Annotated in this window: 24 protein-coding genes; 13 read left to right on the top strand and 11 right to left on the bottom strand. The window is 62.6% G+C overall.

From position 1 onward, the window contains the following. The first annotated feature begins 30 nt into the window (after window positions 1–30). Window positions 31–465, top strand: a complete 435-nt coding sequence (locus tag NKI18_RS23035) for an FKBP-type peptidyl-prolyl cis-trans isomerase (protein ID WP_352456956.1) — start codon at window positions 31–33, stop codon at window positions 463–465. Between the two features lie 276 nt (window positions 466–741). Next, complete coding sequence (locus NKI18_RS23030; protein WP_353020627.1) at window positions 742–1,419, top strand: HAD family acid phosphatase; 678 nt, start codon at window positions 742–744, stop codon at window positions 1,417–1,419. Between the two features lie 49 nt (window positions 1,420–1,468). Here the strand turns inward: NKI18_RS23030 and NKI18_RS23025 are convergent, their stop codons facing one another. Beyond that, entirely contained in the window at window positions 1,469–2,449 is a 981-nt protein-coding gene (locus tag NKI18_RS23025; RefSeq protein WP_352615631.1) for a quinone oxidoreductase family protein, read from the bottom strand. Between the two features lie 98 nt (window positions 2,450–2,547). Here NKI18_RS23025 and NKI18_RS23020 point away from each other — a divergent pair, with 98 nt between their 5' ends. Next, complete coding sequence (locus NKI18_RS23020) at window positions 2,548–2,940, top strand: winged helix-turn-helix transcriptional regulator (RefSeq protein ID WP_352450464.1); 393 nt, start codon at window positions 2,548–2,550, stop codon at window positions 2,938–2,940. A gap of 74 nt (window positions 2,941–3,014) precedes the next feature. On the opposite strand, the gene NKI18_RS23015 is transcribed toward NKI18_RS23020, so the two are convergent. Next, window positions 3,015–3,620, bottom strand: coding sequence for an NADPH-dependent FMN reductase (locus NKI18_RS23015; RefSeq protein WP_023678377.1), 606 nt, complete (start codon window positions 3,618–3,620; stop codon window positions 3,015–3,017). Window positions 3,621–3,711: 91 nt separating this feature from the next. Between NKI18_RS23015 and NKI18_RS23010 the strand changes: the two genes are divergently transcribed. After that, window positions 3,712–4,080: a winged helix-turn-helix transcriptional regulator gene (locus NKI18_RS23010; protein ID WP_023678378.1), complete on the top strand. Its 369-nt coding sequence runs from the start codon at window positions 3,712–3,714 to the stop codon at window positions 4,078–4,080. Between the two features lie 49 nt (window positions 4,081–4,129). Here NKI18_RS23010 and NKI18_RS23005 read toward each other — a convergent pair whose 3' ends face one another. From NKI18_RS23005 to NKI18_RS22990, 4 genes are all read right to left on the bottom strand, one after another. After that, window positions 4,130–4,450, bottom strand: a complete 321-nt coding sequence (locus tag NKI18_RS23005) for a hypothetical protein (RefSeq protein ID WP_352456951.1) — start codon at window positions 4,448–4,450, stop codon at window positions 4,130–4,132. Window positions 4,451–4,593: 143 nt separating this feature from the next. Next, the gene (locus NKI18_RS23000) at window positions 4,594–4,989 is read right to left on the bottom strand and encodes an acyl-CoA thioesterase (protein WP_353020624.1); all 396 of its coding nucleotides are present in this window, start codon (window positions 4,987–4,989) and stop codon (window positions 4,594–4,596) included. A gap of 201 nt (window positions 4,990–5,190) precedes the next feature. Then, window positions 5,191–6,162, bottom strand: a complete 972-nt coding sequence (locus NKI18_RS22995; protein ID WP_352615627.1) for an MBL fold metallo-hydrolase — start codon at window positions 6,160–6,162, stop codon at window positions 5,191–5,193. 262 nt (window positions 6,163–6,424) lie between these two features. Continuing rightward, on the bottom strand, window positions 6,425–7,351 hold the full coding sequence (locus tag NKI18_RS22990; protein WP_352615624.1) for a LysR family transcriptional regulator: 927 nt from the start codon (window positions 7,349–7,351) through the stop codon (window positions 6,425–6,427). A 106-nt stretch (window positions 7,352–7,457) separates the two neighbouring features. On the opposite strand from NKI18_RS22990, the gene NKI18_RS22985 reads away from it, so the two are divergent. Both NKI18_RS22985 and NKI18_RS22980 read left to right on the top strand, forming a co-directional pair. Further along, window positions 7,458–8,249, top strand: a complete 792-nt coding sequence (locus NKI18_RS22985; protein ID WP_352615622.1) for an alpha/beta fold hydrolase — start codon at window positions 7,458–7,460, stop codon at window positions 8,247–8,249. Between the two features lie 105 nt (window positions 8,250–8,354). Then, on the top strand, window positions 8,355–8,939 hold the full coding sequence (locus NKI18_RS22980; RefSeq protein ID WP_352456947.1) for a GNAT family N-acetyltransferase: 585 nt from the start codon (window positions 8,355–8,357) through the stop codon (window positions 8,937–8,939). 36 nt (window positions 8,940–8,975) lie between these two features. Here NKI18_RS22980 and NKI18_RS22975 read toward each other — a convergent pair whose 3' ends face one another. Then, window positions 8,976–9,656 (bottom strand): hypothetical protein, encoded by a 681-nt coding sequence (locus NKI18_RS22975; protein WP_352615619.1) that lies wholly within the window; start codon window positions 9,654–9,656, stop codon window positions 8,976–8,978. 303 nt (window positions 9,657–9,959) lie between these two features. Here NKI18_RS22975 and NKI18_RS22970 point away from each other — a divergent pair, with 303 nt between their 5' ends. Further along, window positions 9,960–11,576, top strand: coding sequence for a GMC family oxidoreductase (locus NKI18_RS22970; RefSeq protein ID WP_352615617.1), 1,617 nt, complete (start codon window positions 9,960–9,962; stop codon window positions 11,574–11,576). Beyond that, window positions 11,573–12,784, top strand: coding sequence for a mandelate racemase/muconate lactonizing enzyme family protein (locus tag NKI18_RS22965; RefSeq protein ID WP_352615614.1), 1,212 nt, complete (start codon window positions 11,573–11,575; stop codon window positions 12,782–12,784). Before NKI18_RS22970 ends, NKI18_RS22965 begins: the two co-directional genes overlap by 4 nt. Window positions 12,785–12,883: 99 nt before the next feature. Here NKI18_RS22965 and NKI18_RS22960 read toward each other — a convergent pair whose 3' ends face one another. Continuing rightward, a complete protein-coding gene (locus NKI18_RS22960; RefSeq protein ID WP_353020618.1) occupies window positions 12,884–13,822 on the bottom strand; it encodes a diacylglycerol/lipid kinase family protein in 939 nt (312 codons plus the stop codon). A gap of 736 nt (window positions 13,823–14,558) precedes the next feature. Here NKI18_RS22960 and NKI18_RS22955 point away from each other — a divergent pair. The 3 genes from NKI18_RS22955 to NKI18_RS22945 all read left to right on the top strand — a co-directional run bounded on the left by NKI18_RS22955 (window position 14,559) and on the right by NKI18_RS22945 (window position 16,806). After that, window positions 14,559–14,993 (top strand): DUF4383 domain-containing protein, encoded by a 435-nt coding sequence (locus NKI18_RS22955; RefSeq protein ID WP_023719157.1) that lies wholly within the window; start codon window positions 14,559–14,561, stop codon window positions 14,991–14,993. 6 nt (window positions 14,994–14,999) lie between these two features. Next, on the top strand, window positions 15,000–16,130 hold the full coding sequence (locus NKI18_RS22950; protein WP_352615608.1) for a hypothetical protein: 1,131 nt from the start codon (window positions 15,000–15,002) through the stop codon (window positions 16,128–16,130). 160 nt (window positions 16,131–16,290) lie between these two features. Continuing rightward, on the top strand, window positions 16,291–16,806 hold the full coding sequence (locus tag NKI18_RS22945; RefSeq protein ID WP_352615606.1) for a hypothetical protein: 516 nt from the start codon (window positions 16,291–16,293) through the stop codon (window positions 16,804–16,806). A gap of 8 nt (window positions 16,807–16,814) precedes the next feature. On the opposite strand, the gene NKI18_RS22940 is transcribed toward NKI18_RS22945, so the two are convergent. Then, on the bottom strand, window positions 16,815–18,437 hold the full coding sequence (locus NKI18_RS22940; RefSeq protein ID WP_352615603.1) for an FAD-binding oxidoreductase: 1,623 nt from the start codon (window positions 18,435–18,437) through the stop codon (window positions 16,815–16,817). Window positions 18,438–18,555: 118 nt separating this feature from the next. Between NKI18_RS22940 and NKI18_RS22935 the strand changes: the two genes are divergently transcribed. Further along, on the top strand, window positions 18,556–19,050 hold the full coding sequence (locus tag NKI18_RS22935; protein WP_352615600.1) for a YegJ family protein: 495 nt from the start codon (window positions 18,556–18,558) through the stop codon (window positions 19,048–19,050). 15 nt (window positions 19,051–19,065) lie between these two features. Here the strand turns inward: NKI18_RS22935 and NKI18_RS22930 are convergent, their stop codons facing one another. Further along, window positions 19,066–20,037 (bottom strand): hypothetical protein, encoded by a 972-nt coding sequence (locus tag NKI18_RS22930; RefSeq protein ID WP_352615598.1) that lies wholly within the window; start codon window positions 20,035–20,037, stop codon window positions 19,066–19,068. Window positions 20,038–20,098: 61 nt separating this feature from the next. Then, a complete protein-coding gene (locus NKI18_RS22925) occupies window positions 20,099–21,139 on the bottom strand; it encodes a CapA family protein (protein WP_352615595.1) in 1,041 nt (346 codons plus the stop codon). Between the two features lie 161 nt (window positions 21,140–21,300). On the opposite strand from NKI18_RS22925, the gene NKI18_RS22920 reads away from it, so the two are divergent. Next, on the top strand, window positions 21,301–22,554 hold the full coding sequence (locus NKI18_RS22920) for a hypothetical protein (protein WP_352615593.1): 1,254 nt from the start codon (window positions 21,301–21,303) through the stop codon (window positions 22,552–22,554). Window positions 22,555–22,599 lie beyond the last annotated feature (45 nt).

Raw genomic sequence — 22,599 nt, 5'->3', positions numbered from 1 at the left:
GCCCCTCGAAACTTTCAAAGGATGGCTATCATGACACAGGCCAAGAATGGCGACACTGTGCGCATCAATTACAATGGACGCCTGGCAGACGGCACCCAATTCGATTCTTCCGGCAACGAACCGCTGCAATTCACGCTGGGTGAAGGACAAGTGATCCCTGGTCTTGAAACCCATGTCGAGGGCATGGAGGTGGGCGCGAAAAGCACCGTGACTGTTCCCGCCGAGGCCGCCTATGGCCCCCACCGCCCCGAAGCGGTCATGACCGTCGATCGCGCCCGCGTGCCAGACAACATCAACGTCGATATCGGCACTCGATTGCAGGTCAGAACCTCAGAAGGGCGCCCGATGCCGGTAACAGTCGTCGGCGTGGACGACACCAGCGTCAAGCTCGACGGCAATCATCCGTTGGCCGGACGGGATCTGGTGTTCGACGTTGAACTGGTCGAGATCGTTCAGGCGGCGTAGGACACGGCCAAGGCCGCGGTGGCTATGATTTCGGGTGACGCACTTCTGCTGGCGGTTTCGGCGGTGCGTCACCTGTCGGAGGGAAAGACCGCGACGGCGGAAATCGTGTTGCACCAACCCATAGAGACATTCGGCATCTGGAATGTCCAATTCAGCATCGCAGTTTCGAGGGCCTGTGGAAGACCTCGCTTGACAGCCGACTTCTCGTAACATCAAAGTCTCGTGATGCGGGCGATTGGCTGGAATAGAATTGCGCGTGCCGGTGCAATCGTGCTGATGATCGGCACAAATGTTCCTGGGCCGGCGCGTTCCGACTCGCTCCTTCTCACAAGCCCGTCCCAGCCAGCCAATGTCGGCGATGCGATGCTGGCGGCTGCCAATTATCATGATTCCGGCGACTATGACCGCGACCTGGCCACTGTGGCGAAGCAGGCAGGCGACTGGGTCATCAAGCGCGCAATGGAGGTGCCTCGCCCCGCACTGGTGCTCGATATCGACGAGACGGCTTTGGCCAACTGGGAAGTGATCACACGTGACAATTTCGGCCGCCCGATCGGCGGCGCCTGCGACATCGCAATCGATGGTCCCTGTGGCTGGGCCGCCTGGGATCAGCTTGCGAAGGATCCGGCCATCGACGCCGTGCTGGAGGTCTTCCGGCAGGCACGAGCGGCGAAAGTCGCGGTGTTCTTCATCACCGGACGTCCGGAGGACCAGCGTCAGGCAACCGAACAGAACCTGCAGTCGGCCGGCTATGCCGGCTACGAGCACCTTTACATGGTCCAGCCTGGGGCCAAATACGGCTCCGCCGCAGATTTCAAGGCACCCATAAGGGCCGAAATCGAAAAGGCCGGCTACACGATAATTGCCAATGTCGGTGATCAGCCATCCGACCTGTTCGGTGGGCATGCCGAGAAGCTGTTCCTGCTGCCTAATCCGTTCTACCGGGTTCGCTGACGGCCGGAACGGCACAAGCCCGGATCCTCGGCTCTTTGCCGAGCACCTACTAAGGTATCAAGACAACTTTGCCGGTCGCGCCGCGCTCCTCCAGCAGGCGATGTGCGTGGCTAGCCTGGTCGAGCGGGAAGCGGCCACCTTTGGTCACCACAAGCTGACCACCAGCGGCCAGATCGAAAAGCTCCAAAAGGCCGTCACGGAGCCCGTCCGTAGACAGCAACGGCAGCAGGGCAAAACCCTTCAGCGACTGGTTGCGGCCGATCATCGCCTCCATCTCCGGAGCGCCGAGCGCGTATCTGCCAAGTGCTGCAAACACCAGCTCTCCGCGAGGTGCCAGAGCCTCCAGCGCAACCGCCGTCAGCGGGCCGCCGACAATGTCGTAGATGATGTCGACGCCAGCGCCACCTGTCGCTGCCCGGACGTGCACCGGCCAATCCGTGTTGCTGTAGTCGACGGCAGCATCGGCTCCCAGCGACAAAGCAAGGTCGAGCTTGGCCTTGCTGCCGGCTGCCGCGATGACACGGCTTGCGCCGGCGCGCTTGGCAAGCTGGACGAGCAACGAACCGACGCCGCCCGCGGCAGCGGCGACCAGCACCGATCTGCCGGCCGGCGGGCTTTGCCGCGATAGATACAATGCCGTCAGTCCTTGCACCATCAATGCCGTCGCGTTTTCGAACGAGAGCGAATCCGGCAAGGGCACGGCCAGGCTTGCGTCGATCGTCACATACTCGGCATAGCCGCCAAACGGGCGGCTCGAGGCGAACAACGGCGCGGCGACGCGCGTGCCGAGCAAGGAAGCGTCCACCCCCTGCCCAAGCGCCTCCACGATCCCGGCGGCCTCGACGCCAGGGATCATCGGCAGTTGCGGCGTCACCGCATAGCGATCCGCGCGCATCAGCACTTCGAAGAAATTCACCCCGGCCGCATGAACGCGGACCAGGACCTCGCCGGCTTGCGGCTCAGGCTTCGGCACCGCGACTATGTCGAGAACGTCGGGCCCGCCGAAGCGGCTCAGTTGAATGGCTCTCATCGCATGCACCGATCGCTGTTGGCATCGGCCGCTGTTTGCCACTATCTGCCTGGCTTCGACTACACACCGATTTGTCCGCTGCTGACCGGGAGGTGACCATGGCCAAGCCGATCAAGAGACTGCCGATGCTGCCGGCGGAGCGCGCGCTGAAAGTGATTTCGGGCCGCTGGAAGGCGGTCATCCTGTACCATCTCTTCGACGCGCCCCGGCGGCTGTCGGCGCTGCAGGCGCTGATGCCCGATATCACCCAGAAAGTGCTGATCCAGCAGCTTCGCGAAATGGAAGAGCACGGCCTCGTCCGCCGCGAGATCTTTGCCGAGATACCTTCGCGCGTCGAATATTCGGCGACGCGGCTCGGCCTCAGCCTCGAGCCGATCCTGCTGGCACTTTGCCAGTGGGGCCAGCATCACGCCGACGAGCTGAATGAGATGGACCGCCTTGCCGATTGCATCATCAGACCACGGCAAGCGCAGGACGCCCATGCCGTGTGAACAAAAAGGGCGGCGCATGCGCCGCCCCAATGCTTGGGAGAATTAATCCTTGGGAGGACTGCTCGAACCTGTGCTCAGGCCGCCTTGACTTCCTCGGCGACGGCATCGGCCTGACGCGCCGTCTTCAGCACCCTGGCCCACCATGCAATGTCGTTGACCAGCGCGGTTGCCGCCTGGTTGAGGTGCTCGAACTCATCGAGCTTCTTGTCGCCTTGCTTGACGGCTAGGAAATCGGCCCAGGCGATGTGTACGGCGGACTTCACCGGCGCCATCTGCAACTCGACCGCATGCAGCCTCAGCTGCTCGACCGCGCGCGCGCCACCGACGCTGCCATAGCCGACGAAGCCGGCCGGCTTCTTGTTCCACTCGTTGGCGGCGTAGTCGATGGCGTTCTTCAGCACGGCCGTCGGGCCATGATTGTATTCCGCGGCGGTGAAGATGAAGCCGTCGAATCCGGCGACCTTCTTTTGCCAGCGCTGCGCCACTTCGTTCTGCGACGGCACCCAGGCGGAGGATGCGACCTCATCGAAGAACGGCAGCGGGAAATCGCGCAGGTCGACGACTTCGACGTCGATGTCGGCGTGCGACTTGGCTATCTTGGCAATCCATTGGGTCGGGACGTCGGCAAACCGGGCCGCGCGGGTTGAACCAATGATGATGGCGATTTTGGGTTTTGACATAGAGGGGGCTCTCCTTACGGGAATACTGGTATCGTTTAGATACCTGAGCTATATGAGTAACTGGCCGCTCAATGTGCAAGGAGGCACTTTTTTGTTACCAAGGCACCCGCACCGCACCGAGGACTGCCGCGCCATCTCGGAAATCCTGCAGCGCGTCGGCGACAAATGGACGGTGCTCGTGGTCGGCAAGCTTGGCAACGGGCCGCTGCGTTTCAACGAGTTGCGCAGCGCGGTCGGCGGCATTTCGCAAAAGATGCTGACCACGACCTTGCGCGGGCTCGAGCGCGACGGCTTCGTTACGCGCACCGTGTTCCCGACCATCCCGCCGCGGGTCGACTACGAATTGACCGATCTTGGCTACGAACTGCTGGTGCCGGTCGATGCGCTCGGCGAATGGGCACGCAAGAACACCGAGCGCGTCAAGGCGGCGCGCGAGAAGTTCGACGCCATGCACAGCTGAACCCTTGTGCTGCAAGGGTTTGAACCTGTCGGGATCCTCCGGACGAGCCCTACTGCTGTAACTGCATCTTGCTCTTCGGCAGCTTCTCGATCCGATTCCATTTCGGGTTGGGACTGACCACCTTGCCGCCAATCGTGCAGGTCGTGGTCGTCTCCTTGCGGCAATTGCTGACCGTCGTGCCGCTGGTGTCGCATTTCGTCGCCGAGCAGATCTCGCACTTGGCCGCTTGCCCGTTGATGGTGCGGTTTTCCGACGTGCAGGTGGCGCCTGGATCGCCTTTTTTGACCTCGGCCAAAGCGCTTGCGGACGACAGGCAGAGCAAGGCTGCAAAGGCACCCGCCAGGGCAGCGTTCAGCATGTGTTGACGCATTGTCTTTCCTCCCAAGATCCCGTCGGTCGCGCTGCAGGCGCGCATGCGGGAACCCGTTAGCCAAAGACCACGCGGGATCGCTGTCCGCATCCCCCGCGCGGGAGAGACGGCTGTTTAAATCCGTCTTCTGGAATCAGGCCGGGTCAGCCTTCGGCCGGAACCGCCTTCGGCTTGCCTTCGCCGTCCAGCGCCACCATGACGAAGTCGGCATGGGTGACCTTCTCCATCAGGTCGGAGAGATAGCGCTGCGCCCAGGCCTCGACCTTGAGCGTCATCGAGGTGCGGCCGACGCGTTCGACATGTGTATAGATGCACAGCGTGTCGCCGATCTTCATCGGCTTGGCGAAGGACATTTCCTTCACCGCCGCCGTCACCACGCGGCCCTTGGCGCGCTCGGCGGCGCGGATGCCGCAGGCGAGATCCATCTGCGCCATCGCCCAACCGCCAAAAATGTCGCCTGCCGCATTGGCGTCGGAAGGCATGGCCAGCGTCCTGAGCGTCAGATCGCCGATCGGCCGCCCGTCCGCGTAATGCACCATTTGGCCAATCCTCTCGAAGCCGATTGTCCCGATCCCGTATCGTCATGGCACGGACAGGTCAACGCGCCACTGAACAGTGTCGCGGCCTGAGGTTCGGCTATCGGTCGACAGTGTTGAAAAGATGCTGTGCGGAGCTAGACGAGCGCACCAGCAGGATTGCATTCCATGGCCGAGGTAAGAAAGCTTACCAATAGGCGTGCTTCACAAAGCGGGCCAGGGCGTCGGGACGTAGGCGTAGGCATTGCCCTCGCGAATAACATGACCGATGCCTGGAAAGGGCAGGTGCATGCCTGCGACGAGCAGGCCATCCGCCGACACCATGTCGAGCACCTTCTTGCGTGTGGCGATTGCGGCCTCCTGGTCCACGTCGAAGGCGATTGCCCATTCCGGATGCGCAAATTGCAGCGCGGAGGCGTGGATTACGTCAGTGAAGAGCAGCAGGTTGGCGTCACCAGAGCCAATTCGAAGCGCGAGATGCCCCGGCGTGTGTCCAGGCGCAGGCAATGCGCTGATCCCGGGTGCGATCTCGACCTCGCCTTCGATCTTCCGGATCTTGCCATGGTAAGGCACCAGCGATTTGCGCGCTATTTCGAAGTACGGTTTCATCTGGTCGGGCGCCTTGGACCGGATCCCGTCATCGTGCCAGAAAGCGAATTCCGGCGCGGCAACCACGACCTCCGCTGCCGGGAAGGCGGCCTTGCCTCCAATACCGACAAGGCCGTTGGCATGGTCGGGATGGAGATGGGTGATGATTACCGTGTCGATTTCTTCCGGCCTGACGCCAGCGGCGGCGAGCGCCTCAGGTATATGTCCCAATATAGGCCCCATCGCCGATGCCGTGCCGGTATCGATCAGCACCCGTCTGTCACCTTTGGTTACAAGGTAAGCATTGACCGAGGTCGGGAGTGGTTTTGGCAGGAATGCCTTTGCCAGCAGCGCTTCGGCGGCAGCCGTATCTGCGGAAGGGAAGAGTTCGAGGCCGAGATTGAGGTAGCCGTCGCTCAGTGCTGTGATCTCGAGGTCGCCGAGCATGAACCTGTGGGCGCTCGCAAGCGAAGCCGGAGACCGGGCGGCGATAGCCGCAGCGTTGCTCCCAAAGAGGCTGATCGGGGAAAGTAGCAGGGCGCCGGCACTAAAGGTGCCGATGCCGAACGTTCGACGGTCGATATTCATGGTCTTGTCCTTCGAATTGCAGATGAAGCTAGTCCCAGACGTCGTCGCTGCCGGGGCGGATGCCGACCGCTCGGACCACCCTTCGGCGGTGGTCGGCGCGGGTCATGGCCAACTCCTTGCGACATCAATAATCCGCCTCATAAACAGCGGGAATAGCGATGGGATGCAGTTCACTGCTGCAGCTTATGCAGCAATCGACTTAAGCGGGTAAGGCTGCTGGTTCGGCCGTCCGCTAAACGGCCTCGCCGAGCCCTGGCTTCGCCTACTGGACAGGTTGCCGGGGTTCGAGCGCTCGGCGCAACGTCGGCGCCTCTTGCTCGATATGATCCCACAGACGGTTCGAGATCGGCCCGTGCGGCCGGTCGCGGCGGCGCGCCACCACCAACTCCTCGGTGCGGCCTGGCAGATGACGGCCGGCAACGGATTGCAGGCGTCCGTCGCGCAGTTCCTCCTCGATCAGGAAGCGGGGCATGTGGCCCCATCCGAGGCCTTGCAGGATGATTTCCTTCTTCATGCCCTGATCGGCCACCATGCATTGAGGCGCACCCTCGATCATGAAGTAGTCTTGTTGCGGTGAATGGCGGGCCGTGTCGCGCATGACACATTGGGTGAACGCGTGCATCTGATCCGGCGTGATGAGGTGCTTGATCCGCTCCGGCAGAAAGCCCGACGCCACTACGGGAACGAATGGCACCTTGCACAGATCGATCCATTCCACCCGCGGATCGCTCTTGTCGATCCAGTGCAGGATCAAATCGGCTTCGTCATCGAAGAGGCGCTCCCACGGGCCGCCCACCGCCTCGAAATGCAGGTGCAGGCGTGTGCCCGGACACTGGGCGAAGAACCGTCCGAGCATGCCCAGTGCCTGCGGGCGCGGGCAAAGGTCGCCGATCACCACATGGATCTCGCTTTCTTCGCCCATTGACAGCTGAGCAGCATGAAGCCGCAAGCCCTCGAGCTCGCGCAGCAGCGATTGTGCCCTGCGATGGAACGACAGCCCTGCCTCGGTGGGGCGCACGCGATAGCCGCTGCGATCCAAAAGAACGAGGTCGAGTTGCCGCTCCAGCTTTGCCACGGCGGCGAACACCGCCGGGTGCGACCGATGCAGCATGGCCGCCGCAGGCTGAAAGCCGCCGCAGCGGACCACGGCGTCGAAGCATTGCAGGTCGTGCAAGGTGAATTCGGCCATGTCAGCTTCTATTACAGAGATAGTTCTATCTTTGTAATATCCTCAAAAGCGCGCCGCAGCTAGGCTTTGCCACATTCAACGCGCCAAGAAGGAAGGTGCATTCACCATGAATGAGCTGGATTTCGTGACCGTCGGCGATGGTACCCGCATCGCCTACCGCATCGACGGCGACGCCGGGAACCCCGTGCTGATGCTGTCGAATTCCATCGCCACCACGCTGCGGATGTGGGACATGCAGGTCGGCGAGCTGTCGAAGCATTTCCGTGTTCTGCGCTATGACTTTCGCGGCCACGGAGGGTCGAGCGTTCCGGCCGGCGCTTATTCGCTCGACCGGCTTGGCCGCGACGTGATCGAGTTGCTCGACGCCCTGGGCATTGAACGCGTACACTTCCTCGGTCTGTCGTTGGGCGGCTTCGTCGGGCAGTGGCTCGGCATCCACGCACCCGAGCGGATCGAGCGCTTGATCCTGAGCAACACCTCATCCTACCTCGGACCGGCAAAGCAGTTCGACGAGCGGATTGCCGCCGTGCTGCAGGCGCCGGATATGTCCGAAACCGCCGAGATGTTCCTAAGCAACTGGTTTCCTGCGCGTATGCTGGCGGCAAACGAGCCCGTCATCGAAGAATTTCGCGCCATGCTGCTGGCTATCGACCGGCAAGGCTTGGCTGGCTTGTTCGCGGCGGTTCGCGATGCGGACCTTCGCCGAACCGTAGCGCTGATTTCCAGGCCAACGCTGGTGATTGCCGGCCGGCACGACACTGTGACAGCCGCCAGCCATAGCGAGCTAATCGCGGCGACGGTGCCCGGCGCGAACCTGGTTGTCCTGCCCGCGGTCCACTTGTCGAACGTCGAGTACCCCGCCGAATTCATGGAGGCCGTGCTTGGTTTTCTGCGCTGAGATGGAGCACTGAGTGAAACCCCGTTTCGAACATCCCCCGCATGGACCGCAACCTATGATGCACTAACGCGTAGCTCAGGCTAGACTGGGCAAGGTAGGTAGCGGATGACGGCTGACATGGAACTTGGCTTTCGCCCATTAACGCCCGATCTGTGGCCGGCGCTCGAGGACCTGTTCGGTGACAGCGCCGTCTGCAGTCGCTGTTGGTGTATGTACGGACGGATCGGTCGTTCTTACCGAAAGAGACCCGGCGAGGAAAACAAGGCAGCGTTCCGGCAAGCCGTCCAGCATGGTCCGCCTCCGGGTTTGCTTGCTTTCGACGGCGATGTGGCTGTCGGCTGGTGTCAGGTGACACCGCGAGATGCCCTGCCCTGGCTCGATCGGCTATGGCAGCTCAAGCGCGTGGACGACAGGCCGGTCTGGTCCCTGTCCTGCCTCTACGTGCGAAAACGATACCGCAGGCGGGGCGTAACATTCCAGCTGATTGCGGAAGCACTGGAAGTCGCAAGGCGCGCAAATGCTCCGGCACTCGAAGCCTATCCTTTCGAGGCCGACGTATCGCCGAGTGCTTCCGGCAGCGGATATGCCTCCACCTTCGCGCGCGCCGGGTTCAGGGTCGTCGCTCGCAGAACGCCGGCCCGCCCGATCATGCGCTATGATTTCAAGCAGATTGCCGATCATCGCCTGTGATCGCAGCTTGAAGTTTCGGCTATGGGTGGAAAGTTGTCATCCAGCCGCTATTGCGCCCGCTTCTCTTCTCGCTTTTGCGAGGATGGTCGTCTCCGGCGCAACGGCAAATTGCTCACAAAATGCATCGATGTGATGCTGGCCCCGACCCGCGTCTCCAACGGCAACAAGGGCCAAGCCCCAGGCGAGGTCTGTTTGCACATAGTTTTCCAACGAAAAACGTCGAAATTTCATCTTGGATCGTCGTTCGAAACTAGCAGCAACGTGCTTTAGTGCGGTGATTCTGGACCAGTCCTGCTGGGCAGCATTGAGCGCCGCCAAAGCTGCGCGTTCAACCTGATAGGAGCTATCGCTACTATAGAATGAGCACCAGTTGGGAATCCGGCCCGATGAATCTATCGGGTCAATGCAAAGGTCAAAATTCGCTGACTTCGCCGTCCTTTTCCACCGGAGGCTTCCGCCTCTGAAAAGTGGCACAAAGTCGATCGAGACGCCCCAACAGGCGGAGAAGGTCATGCCTTTCAACATCTGAAATTTCAGCAGATAGCGTATGTGATCTGTTGGACGGCCAACCCAGAACAAATCCCCTACTCGTTGAAAATCGGATGCCAAGCCGCCTTCCAATGCTCCAGCGGCAATGTCGCCCAACGCTTTACCACGCTGAGGCGCACGACCGAGGTCTGGCTGCCGACGAAATCTTTCGATCAAGCGGGAGAACATCTAACCTCTTCAACGGCAATCGTAAATGTTGAGCGTCACCGGCGAACATTACTGATCGTGCGGATCAATTCAATGACCGAGCGCGAACGGCAGCCTTCGGTCATCCCTGCTCGAACACATCGGCATTGATTGCTAAAAACACGTATAATTGTTGCAGTAGCAAAACTAACTACGGCAACAAGCGGCCATTCAAACCGAATATCACCAGTCGCTTTTTTCACATCGGATGCCGGAAGACCCGGCGACGCCGCGTCGCGCCCAAGCCTAGGTTAGAGCCGAATTCCGGAGCCAGCCGCAGCCACCATGCAGACCTATGATTTCATCATCGTTGGCTCCGGTTCGGCCGGCTCGGTCCTGGCCGAAAGATTGTCGGCTTCCGGCCGCTTCTCGGTGCTGGTGCTGGAAGCCGGCGGCAGCGACCGCCGCTTCTACGTGCAGATGCCGCTCGGCTACGGCAAGACCTTCTTCGACCCGGCGGTCAACTGGAACTACAAGGCCGAGCCGGACCCCGGCCTCGCCGGCAATGTCGACCACTGGCCGCGCGGCAAGCTGCTCGGCGGCTCGAGTTCGATCAACGCCATGGTCTGGATCAGGGGCGCGCGCGAGGATTTCGATGCCTGGCGGGATGCCGGCAATCCCGGCTGGGGCTTCGACGACCTGCTGCCTGCGTTCAAGGCGCTGGAGGACAACCAGGCCGGCGCCGACCAATGGCGCGGCGTCGGCGGGCCGCTGCATATCACCGACTGCTCGACCTCCGTCCATCCGCTCACCAAGCGCTATCTCGCCGCCGCCAATCAAGCCGGCCTGCCGCTCAACCCGGATTTCAACGGCGCCTCCCAGGAAGGCGTCGGTGTCTACCAGATCACCACCAGGAACGGCCGCCGCATGTCGGCGGCGCGCGCCTTCCTGCGCCCGGCGATGAAGCGCAAAAATGTCCGCGTCGAGATCAACGCGCTGGCGACAAAGATCCTGTTCGAGGGCAAGCGTGCCGTCGGCGTCGAGTACCTCCAGAACGGCGTGACCAAGATGGCCCGCGCCGGCCGCGAAATCATCCTGTCGGGTGGCTCGGTCAATTCGCCCCAACTTCTCCAGCTCTCCGGTGTCGGTCCATCGGCGCTTCTTGCTGGTCTGGGCATTCCTGTCGTTCACGCCAACGAAAATGTCGGGGCAAACCTGCAGGACCATGTCGGCATCAACTACACTTTCAAGGGCAGGCTGCCGACGCTCAACCAGATCCTGCGCCCATGGTGGGGCAAGCTGCTGGTCGGCATGCAATACGTGTTTTTGCGGTCGGGCCCGCTGTCACTGTCGATGAACAATGCCGGCGGCTTCTTTCGCACCGATCCGGCCGCGGCACGGCCCAACATGCAGCTCTATTTCCAGGCGTTTTCGACCGTCATTCCGAAGAGCGGCGAACGGCCGATCCTGACGCCCGATCCATGGCCGGGCTTTTCCATCGGGCTGTCCAATTGCCGTCCGTCGAGCCGCGGCGAAATCATGATCCGCTCCGCCAATCCGCGCGATTATCCCAAAATCGTCGCCAATGCCTTTTCGACCGAGGCGGATGTCGCTGAAATGCTGGCGGCGGTGAAATTCGTCCGGAAGATCGCCTCCATGCCGGCGATGGCCGAGATCATCGAGGAGGAGGTTTTGCCGGGTCCGTCGATCACCTCGGATTCCGATTTGATCCAGGATTTCAGGAAGCGCTCGGGCACCGTCTACCACCCGGTCTCGACCTGCCGCATGGGGCCGGACCCGGCGCGCGCCGTCGTCGATCCGCGCCTGCGGGTGCACGGCATCCAGGCCTTGCGCGTCATCGATGCCTCCATTTTTCCCGACAACATAACCGGCAACACCAACGCCGCCGCTATCATGACCGGATGGAAGGGCGCCGAACTGGTACTGGAGGATCAGAAATGAAAATCACCGACGTCAAGACCTGGGTGGTCGGCAATCCGCCGCCCGGCATCGGCGGCAAGTATTTTATCTTCGTCAAGCTCACCACCGATGGCGGCGTCGTCGGCTATGGCGAAGCTTACAACGCCACCTTCTCGGCCCATGTCACCGCAAAAATGGTCGAGGACATGGCCGAACGCTATCTCGTCGGCCGCGATCCGCACGACGTCGAGACCTTCTTCCGCCGCGCCTATTCGTCCGGCTTCACCCAGCGCCCCGACGTGTCGGGCATGGGCTGTTTCTCGGCGCTCGAAATCGCCTGCTGGGACATTATCGGCAAAGAGGCCGGCAAGCCGGTCTACAAGCTGCTTGGCGGCCAGGTACACGAAACGCTGCGTTCCTATACCTACCTTTACCCGCACAGCGGCAGCGTCCACTCCGAGGACGCCCGCGGCAAGAACGTCTACAACGACCCCGATCTGGCCGCCGCCTGCGCGCTCGAATATGTCGAGCAGGGTTTTAACGCGGTCAAGCTCGACCCGGCCGGTCCCTACACCGCCTTCGACGGCCACCAGCCGCGCCTCGTCGACATCGACCTCTCCGCCCGCATGGTCAAGGCGATCCGCGAGGCGGTCGGCACGCGCGCCGACATCCTGTTCGGCACGCACGGCCAGTTCACCGCATCGGGCGCGCTGCGCCTGGCCCGCGCCATCGAGCCCTATGATCCGCTGTGGTTCGAGGAGCCAGTGCCGCCCGACATGCCCGAGGTCATGGCTCAAGTGGCGCGCGGCACTTCGATCCCCATCGCAACCGGGGAAAGACTGACGACGAAATTCGAATTTGCCCGCGTCATCGAGAACCGTGCAGCGACCATTCTGCAGCCGGACCTTGGCCGCTCCGGCGGCATTCTCGAAACCAAGAAGATCGCGGCCATGGCCGAGGCCTATCACATCCAGGTCGCGCCGCACTGCTATTGCGGGCCGATCGTCGGCGCCGCCAACATCCAGCTTGCGGTGACGCTGCCCAATTTCCTCATTCTGGAATCGCTGAAACAGTGGGACGGTTTTCACGCGAAGCTGCTCAAGAAGAAGATCGAATGGCAGGACGGCAACGTCATCCCGTCGAAGGAGCCAGGCCTCGGTGTCGAACTCGACGAAGCCGTCTGCGAGGCGCATCCCTGGACCGGCAAGGACCTGCATTTGCAGATGATGCAGACACCGTTGATGCCGTGACCTGTCGAGCGGGCGACAATGTCACGCGATTTCAACGCGTTGGACGCAGGATCGGAATCACCGCCGAAAGAACTTGAATCAATCCCTCAACGCCTTGATTCAATATCTCAGCGTCAATGCGCCGGGCAGGATCTCGAAAGTCGCTGGTATGCGACCCGGCGATTCGCCGTCTATGTCGATCAGCGCGGCGTTCTTTTGCACATCGCCGAGCGGCTCGACAACCACTTTCTTGCCGCGCAGGATGGTGATCGCAGGATGGTTGCGGTGCCGCCCGCCGTAGAGCAGGCGGATGTCCCAGCTCAGCTTCAGCTTGCCGGCGGCGCGCAGGATGACGATGTCGAACTCGCCGTCGTTAAGCTCGGCGTCGGGCGCGATCATCATGCCGCCGCCGAAGAATTTGCCGTTGGCCACCGCGACCAGCGCCATGCGCGCCTGAACCGGGGCACCGTCGTCGACGGTGATCGCAACCTCCTGGAACCGATAGCGGAGGAATTCCCAGACCGTGCGCCAGTAGAACAGTGCCTTGGCCGAAACCTTGCCCTTGCGCTTGTCGGCGTTGACCGCGCGGTCGGTAGCGCCGGAAAGCCCCAGGCTGGCGATGTTGATGAAATGGCGGCTGGCCAGTGCGCCATGGTCGTCGACATAGCTGATGCAGCCGGCATCGATCTTGCGCGGCTTGGCCTCGGCAATCCGCTTCAGCGTCAGATCGACATTGTTCGACAGGCCGAGCCCGCGGGCGAAGTCGATGCCGGTGCCGCAAGGCAGCAGCCCAAGTTCGGCCGTCCGGCCGCTTTCCCGGAAAGCCTTCAGCAGCCCGTCGGCGACTTCGCTGGCGGTGCCGTCGCCGCCGGCCGCGATCACCAGCTCGAAGCCGATGGCGGCAAGGTCGAGCGCCAGCCGTTCGGCATCCCCCTCGGCCTGCGTTTCACGCAGCTCGAAATCACCGAAATGTCTTTTCAGCGAAGCCGCAACCTCGGGCCAATGCCGCTTGAGCCTGCCGCCGCCGGCGATCGGATTGAGAACCACCGCGACCTTCAAGCCTGCCTCCCCAAGGCCATCGAACACGCCTTCCAATCATTTGCCGGCATTGAAGCCCGCGCCGGGCCGCGGGGCAAGGGTCGATTACCCGACAATGCGGCTTCGGCATCGAGGCGGCAAATCCCGACCGGCGGTGGCAGAGATCGGAAAGTCGCTATTTGGCAGGGTCAGTCCCCGATAATCCCGCTATCCACAGGCATGCGGCAGTTCCGCCAAACGCTTATCCGACGTACGTTAAAACCCATCTCAGGCGGCTACCGATCGCCACGCCGAAAGGCAAAGCGGAACGGCGGATTTCCTGAGGCCCGTACGGCCCTGAACGAGAACAGGCTTGCTTGTTGGAGGGATGGACGCCGAGACCTACGGGGCCGCGGAAAGCGTGCGAACGCCGACGGCGGACCGATGCTGCCATGAAGGACGGCAAAAACCTTCGATGGCGCGCTGGGCAAAGCTCGCAAGAGCGGAGACCGGCGTGGTCCGGAACGGACGCTGCCCTCGGGTGGCGACTGGCAGGACCGTCAAAATCAAGGCCGGCATGGCGCGACATCTTTCGGGAGTTGCTGCCGCGACCGTGTCCTGATCTGACAGGGAGGCGCTGGGAGAAATCCCGGCGCCGACTGTCTTTGTGGCCCCGCCTGACGATTTTGCCGGCGACGCTTCACGCTGCGCCAAAATCAGCTACTATCCATTTGCCGTCGGGGGCCGTTTAAAAGGGCTGATGGCAGGGGGACATTTCATGACGCTCATCCAGAAGCTTGCTGTTGCCTATGCTTTCCTGTTCTTCGGCGTTGTTGCCATCGGCTATGTGCCGGCTTTCAACGACGCTGGCGGCAATCTGTTCGGCCTGTTCTCGCTGCAATGGTACGACGATTTGCTGCACGCCTTCTCCGGCGTCTGGGCGCTGGCCGCCGCCTTCATCTCGCACCGCCAGGCGGTGTTCTATTTCAAGCTGTTCGGCTCGGTCTATCTGTTCGACGGCGTGCTCGGCCTGGTCACCGGTTCCGGCTGCCTCGATGGCGGCATTTTCATCAACGGCTTCCGCTCCCTGAACGACATCGAATTCCCGGCCCGCTTCTTCGCCAACCTGCCGCACATCGTCATCGGCGGCTTCGCCGTCTACGTCGGGTTCTGGCTGTCGAAACGTGTGTACGACCATTTCGCCACGGCCTGACCGGCCATGTTCCTGTTTCGCTGGCTGAAGCGCATCATCAAGGCGATCCTCTGGCTCGTCGTCATTGTCGTGTTGATCCCGATCGCCGGGCTGGCCTACGGCTTTCTCACGACGCCGTCGCTGGACACAACGCCATTGCCGGGCGTCACCGAGGGTGCCCCGCCGAAGGCGCTGGCCGACAAGGTCCGTGCCGAGATTCCCGGCTACCAGCGGCCGGAGGAATCGACCTTTCTCACCTATCCGGAATGGGCCATCGTCTACGCCGCGCGCGAATATGCCGGCTTCGTCGGCAAGAACCAGCCGACCGGTTTTCCCTATCTCTCTTATATCGGCCGCTTCTGGCAGGACTATGCGATGGTCATCCGCGCCAGCTCCGCCTACAAGTTCAACCTCGACAACCACCAGATGCTGGTGATCATCGGCACCAGCCACACGATCGAGCACGCCATCCAGTGGGCCTATGAAAATACGGTCGGCCGCATTACCGAAGCGACAGCCGGCAAGCGCACCGCCGTCGACATCTACCAGGCCAAGGTCGCGGCCGACTACGCCGGTTTTCTCGACCAGGTGCCGTGGTACCAGTTTCCCTATACCGAAAAGCGTGCCGGCCTGTTTGCCGTCCAGCCGGCAGCGGGCGACAGCGCCGTCCGCACCGGCGAACGCAAGCTCGCCTTCGGCCTCGCCGACACGATCAAGCAGGGCTACGCCGATCTGATCAAGTCGGCGCTCGCCGCCACCACCGACCCGGCCTTGCTCGACATTCACGTCTGGGCCAAGGGTCCGGTCAGCGAGGTGACGCGCAACGAGCCCGACACCTTGCTGGAGCGCGATCTCGGCGCCGACGGCACGGTCTTCGTCACCAGGCGCTATCAGGTGTTCACCGACATGATCCCTCGCCTGATCGACAAGGGCGTCTCCTTCGTCGAGATCGGCGGCAATGACGAGATCATGGTCACCATGCTTTCCAATGACGAGATCAATGTTCCCGACGGCGCACGCACCTTGTTCAGCTACCCGCTTCCGGCGGAACCTTCGACGCGACGCACCGGCCTGACTGTCGGCGTGCGCAAGCTGCACATCGTGCTGCCGGCGCTGATGACGGCGGGCGCCAGGCTCGAGCACGTCTACGATTACTGAGGCCTTTCGGTCACAGCCGGCCTCGGCAAGACGTTGCGTGATGCTCCGCCACGCTCATTCCACAATCGCGGCCAAATCCCGCCTTGTTCCGCAACGATTGATGATGCCGTAGACACGTTGTCTTGCGCACATGTGCCAGGCAACTCGGAGGGACAAGACCGTGATCAAGACCGCCCTTGTCGCCATGACCATCGTCGGCTGCGACTGCGACGCCAGGCTTTGCGAATATATCGGCGAGACGCCCGCCAAATGGTCGACCATCGCCGAATGCGAAGCGGCGATGAAAAGCCAGATGCTGCACGAGCGCAATTTCGACTATCCGCTGGTCTCCGGCATCTGCCGGACACAGAACTCGTCTTCGTCATCGCAGCTCGCTGCGACCGCTTCCGAGCCTGAATTGACGACGGCCAGCACCGCAGCGACAGACCCGCTGCCACCGGAACTGAGCCATCGGCCCAGTGCTGCGGTCGGAACGCAGGCCACGGCGACGGAAACGGAAGCCATCCGGCCGGTCGCCTATGAAGCGGCGGTCGATGGCGGCCGCGCCGTGCTCTACCGCACGAAGGCCGGCTACGCCGTGGTCAAGACCGATCTCGGCCGCGCCGCATCGGCAACGATCGGCATCGCCAGGCGTTCGGCGAACTGGCTGGCGGCGAAGCTGCCTGACGGTCTGTAGCCGCCGCTTCAGGCCGTGCCGATCAGTGCCTTGACGGCGCGATAAAAAATCGACGAAAACAGCTCGCCCGGATCGTATTGCAGCTTCTTCGCCAGGAAGGACGGCAGTTCCGGATAGGAGGCAAGCAGCTCCTTGCCTGTGTAGTGGAGCTGGTAGGGCAGGAAAAAACGCCCGCCATGCTTGATCGTCACGTCGATCAGCGCCCTTGTCAGCGCCCGCATCCTGGCATTGCCGTCGGCGTCTGTCGGCTGATTGATGTAGAGCACCAGCGAATAGGCCGGCTCCGGCGCATAATTCAGCGCCACATCCTCCTTGTGGACGATGCGTACCGACGCGTTGAGCACCGGCAGGGTCTGGTTGCGCAGGATCTCGCGCGCTTCCGCGATGAACGGGTTATAGGCCGCCCGCGGGATGAAATACTCGTGCAGGATGTCGGTCTCATCGAGTAGGTCGTTGAACAGATAGGGCACTGAATCGTGCATCGGATTGTTGCGCGTGACGAGGCAGGCCTCGCCCTCGGCCATTGCCGTCGTCCGCGCCACCGTGCAGCTCTCGAATTGCGGCTCCAGCGTCTTTTCGGTGAACCATTTCAGCTCCTGGAACAGGCTGCCCCATTTCGCCAGGTTGATGATCACCCGCTTGAGCCCGACCGAACCCGGTTCACCGATTGCCGGCTGGTCGGCCGGCGGCTGGTCGGCCACCTTGTCATAGCGGTAGACGATCATATCCTCGAGGAAATTGCCCGGCGCAGTCGACAGATGCCCATAAAACAGACCGATCGCCCTGTTTGGCTCCAGAACCTCGGCGAAGAACGTCGGGAAATCGTCCGATTTGATGATCTCGCGCGAGGTCCGGTAGACGGCGTTGTCGACGATGTCGAGCGTCGCCTCCAGCACCACGCCGAACAGGCCGTAGCCGCCGACGACGTGGCGGAACAACTCGGTATTTTCGGCCGGTGAGCAGGTCGTCACCGAACCGTCCGCCAGCATCACCCGCATCGATCGGATCGAGCCGGCGACCGAGCCGGCCTGGTGGTCCATGCCATGCGCGTTGACCGACAGCGAGCCGCCGACCGAAAAGATGTCGGTCGACTGCATCGCCTTCACCGCGAAGCGCGGGTGCAAAAGGTTCTGGATGTCGTGCCAGCGCGCGCCCGGCTGCAAGGTGATCGTCTTCGCCGTCGGGTCGACACTGACCTTGTTGAATTTGCGCATGTCGAGGACCAGCGCGTTGTCGTCGAAGGCGTGGCCGCCCATCGAATGGCGCACCGCCGCGACCGAGACCTTCAGGCTATTGGCGCGGGCAAGGGCCAGCGCGCTCGCGATGTGGTCTTCCTCGCTGACTTCGATAACGCCGTAGACCGGTGTCATCGACAGGCCGCTGGCATCGTTGATGTTGCCGCCCTTGGTCAGCCATGGCAGCGCCGGATCGTAGGCTGGCGGGCCCTCCAGCGGCTTCTGCGCCAGGTCGATCCCGTCAATGTCGGCGATGCGCCCGGAATTCTTCTGCCCCGACGGACCGCGCGCCAGCCGCGCCACGGTCGTCCCGCCCCACAGCATCGCGCCGCCGACCACCGCCGCACCCAGCAGCAGCCGCCGCGACAGGCGAAACCCCTTGCGTTCCTCGATCATAGCCCCACCCCACTGTCCCAGGAATAGCGCCCGATGGAGACCAAAACCAGTTGCCAATCAGACGTTCGGCGAACGATGATCCGGTTTGTCTGGCGAAAATGTCGAAAGCAGTCGCATCGTGAAGCTTGCAGCCCGTATCGCGCTTGCCCTGTTGCTTGCGTTTGCTCCGGTATCAGCCGACGCGCAGACTCCTGGTCAAGGCGACGACAAGGTCGTCAGCGTAGCTGGCGACGATCCGGAGATGGCAGCCGCTATCGAGCAGGCGCGTGCCAGTCTCGACGACTTCCTGGTATTCGCCGACGCACCGCCATCCGGAACGGCCGACTTCCAATTGAAAGTCGTGGTCAGGGACGGGGACGCCACTGAACATTTCTGGGTCTTTCCCTTCCACCGGACGGCGGCCGGATTTGCAGGAACCTTAGACAACGTGCCGCAGACCGTGCACAACGTCGTGGCAGGCCAGGAGATCGAATTCAGCCGGGACGATATTTCCGACTGGGGCTACATGAAGAACGGCCGCCGGGTGGGAAGTTTCACTGTCTGCGTTCTCTTCAAAAAGATGTCGAAGGAAGACGCCGACTATTATCGCCAGAACTATGGCTTCGATTGTTGACGGCTGAATTCTAGTTCAACCGGCCTCTACATCCTTCACGCCGATCTTTCGCACCAGCGCCGCTGTCGCCAGGATCGTGGCCATGTCGGCGATCATCGGCGCGACATGCTTGGTGTAGTCGAGGCGCGTGGAGATATCCGGCAGCTCGAAGAAATTCCTTTCCTGCGGCAGCAGCAGGAAACCGTCGCTGCCGCTGAGCGCGACCCGCGCCGGATCGTTCGGCCGGGTTTCGCCGAGCCATTCCAGTGCCTGCGCCAGCCGGCCGGTCACCAGCGGCCGCGCCGCCTCGATATTGTCGGTGCGGAACTCGTAGGCGGCATCGAGCTCCGGCACGCCGCTGGATAGTTCCTGCATCTTGCTGCCGAAGATGCCGCGGAAGAAGCCGAGGACTTTGTTGGTCCGGCGCGCGGCCACCAATGTGCCGGGGAACGGCACGATCGTCTCGAAGGCGACGATGACGCCCTTGAATACCACCGTCGTGCTCTTGCCCGTTCCTTCCCGGAGATCTGCCTCGTAAAGCTCGAACGGAAATCCTTCGTACCGGCCGGAAAAAACATCGTCGAAAGACTGCTGGTTGAACGGACCAACCGTCTCGCGCGGCAGCCGGTCGAACGAATTCGGCTTGACGTTGTGCCGGTACTGCATGTCCTCGATGAAGCCGAAGATGATCGGCAACAGCGTGCTGCGGAACGACTGCTGCAATTTGCGCGCTGGCTTGATCGCCTGGAAATAGAGCAGGATCGCCGCCAGGAAGCCGCCGATATAGAGGAACACATGCGGGGTCGAGAACCACTGCTCGTTGGGGTCGGCAACGCCGTTGAAGAGCCAGGCCACAAACGCCACGAACACCAGCACCAGCCCGATGAAAAGTGGCACCCGCCAGCGCGTCCGGCGATGGGCCGAAGCTCGTTGCGCCTCATAGGCCTCGATGTTCTTCCTGAGGCCGGCGATCACCGCTTCGCTCGGCATGAAATCCGCAGTTTCCATCACCCACCCGCCGCCACAAGCCTGCCCGCGCTGGGCATGATAGCCGGTTTGGTGGACTGCGTCAGCGCACGGCACCGAAGACCGCATCGAGGCGGGCTAGAACCCTTTGCCTGGATTTTCCCGCCAGGGTTTCAACCGGAACCAGCCGCTCGTGATCGCCGGCGCGCAGCCGCATGAAGGCATGCAGCCGGTAGGCGGCGATGGCCCCGCGCGTGCCGGGATCGTCGCTGATGTCGACGACGAGAATGGCGCCGATGCGGCCGGGCCATGGCTGCCGCGCGAAGGCGGTGCCGATGAAATCGCCGAGCCCATAGGCAACGAGCGTCTTGCCGATCCGCTCGATCGGCTGCACGACATGGGCATGATGTCCGGCGATCAGGCCGACGCCATGTTCGGCCAGAAGTCGCGCCATTGCCCGCGTCTTCGCACGTGGAAAATGCCGGAATTCCCAATCCCAATGCGGCACCGCGCAGAGGAGGTCGACACCCGAAGCGGCAGCGTGCGGCCATTGCGTCGGATCGGCTTGCATCGAGACTCGGCCCGCGAACTGAGCCTCGTCGGTATTGCGCCACAAGGTAAAGGCGGCAAGGCCTATCGTCAGCGAACCAACCGCAAACCGCTCGACCGGAGCCGCAGTGCCGATCGTGCGGATGCCTAATTGCTCCAGCGCGGCGACGGTCTCGTCAAAGCCGGCAATACCCTGGTCGAGCACATGGTTGTTGGCCAGCGACAGCACCAGTTTTTCACGCGAAATGCCGGCGGCGGCCAGCGCCTCGGCAAGGAACCGCTCGCTCATCGCGTGGTGCGTGCCAAGCCTGGTGCCCAAAACAGCGCTCGGCCGCTCCACCACCGGGCTTTCGCAATTGCCGACCACCAGATCGGCCGAGGCAAGCAGTGCCGCAATCGCCGGATCGCAGTCCGGCGCGCGGCGATTGGCCACCGCCGAGATATCGCCGACGAAAGCCAGCCGCACCGTCCGCGCCGGCAGTGGTTCGAGCAGGGCTGCGGCCGCCGGAGCAAAGCCGCGCGCGTCGCCATCGAGCGAAGGCCGGAGGAAGCGTGGCAGCCAGGACAGTTTGTAGGAAAGCGGATAGTTCGACACGCGACGCCCAATGGTTTGCCCTGGTGTAGACCGTCTGCCGGATTGATTGAAGCTTCGACTGTTAGCGTAAATGAAAGGATGACCGGCCCGTCCGAAGGTAACAGGCGCCGTGAGCCAAATGCGTGTATGGTTCGTGCGGAGCGACAAAAGGGGCGATCACGATGAAGCGTTTTTCCAGGCTGGTGGCGTGCGCCATCATTCTTCTCCTGCCGCTGGCTTTACCCAGCGCCGCGGCTCCCGAAGCGGCGGCCCTGTTTGAGGCAAAAATCGTAGCCGAACGCGACAGCGCTCTTGCCGCTCTGGAAGCCGCCGCGCCAGGCGATCCGGCAGCCGCCTATGCCGCCGGCGCCGGCGAATTCTTCACCGCGCTGGAGATACTGGCCGGCGGTCTGCACCGCCACGGTTTCGACAGCCCGCAATCGTTCATGCTGCCGCTGATGCGGCTGCCGGTGCCGGACAATGCCAATCCCGAGCCGCTGACCTACGAACAATTCCGCGCCATTCTCGTCGCCTTCCGCGACCGGCTGGAGAAATCCGCAGCCACGCTGGGTTCGGTACCCGCCGACGCGGACATCGGCATGGTCATCGACCTCACCCGCCTCGGCATCGACCTCAACGAGGACGGCACGATCGCGCCGGACGAAAGCGCCGCGGCGATCATGGCGTCTCTGTCACGCGGCGGCGGTGCGCCAGACGCGGCCGCACCCGCCCTCACCTTCCGCTTCGACCGCGCCGACGGCTACTGGCTGCAGGGCTATGCCGAGTTCCTGATGGCGCAGGCCGACTTCTGGCTGGCGCATGATTTCAGAAACACGTTCGACGGCTCCTTCCACATGCTGTTCCCGCGCGCAAAACTGCCGCTGCAGGATACGCTCGTGCCGCTGGACGGTGGCACGAATGGCGGCATCCTGACGTCCGAATGGCGCCTAGCCGACTTTATCTCCCTGGTGCATCTCATCAACTGGCAAGTGGTCGAGCCTGAGCGCCGGAAAGCGGCACGCCGCCATCTCATGGAAATGATCCGGCTGTCGCGCGAGGACTGGAAAGCCATCCGCGCCGAAACCGACAATGACCGCGAATGGCTGCCCGGGCCGCAGCAGAAAGGCGCCAGCCCGCTGACCGGTCTCGAAGTCGGCGAGCAGCAGGTGCAGGCCTGGCTCGCTGCCTTGGCCATGGCCGAGGATCTGCTGGAAGGCCGCACCTTGCTGCCGCATTTCCGCATCGCCGACAAAGGCATCAACATGAAGCGCTTCTTTGATGAGCCAAAAACCTTCGACCTGGTGCTGTCGATCACCGGCCCGGCCATCGCGCCCTATCTCGAGCGCGGCAAGATTCTCACCAGCGAGGAGTTCAACCAGATCCAGCGCCAGTTCGGCGGCGCCGGGTTTCTGACGTTCGCGCTTTGGTTTAATTGAGCGGCGCACTTCGACGCTACTCCTGACAGCCTGCTGTCAGGAGCC

The organism is Mesorhizobium sp. M0800, from assembly GCF_040320095.1.
Lineage (GTDB): Bacteria > Pseudomonadota > Alphaproteobacteria > Rhizobiales > Rhizobiaceae > Mesorhizobium.
Note: the sequence above shows the minus strand (reverse complement) of the source record. Positions and strands in the feature narration are given on the sequence as shown.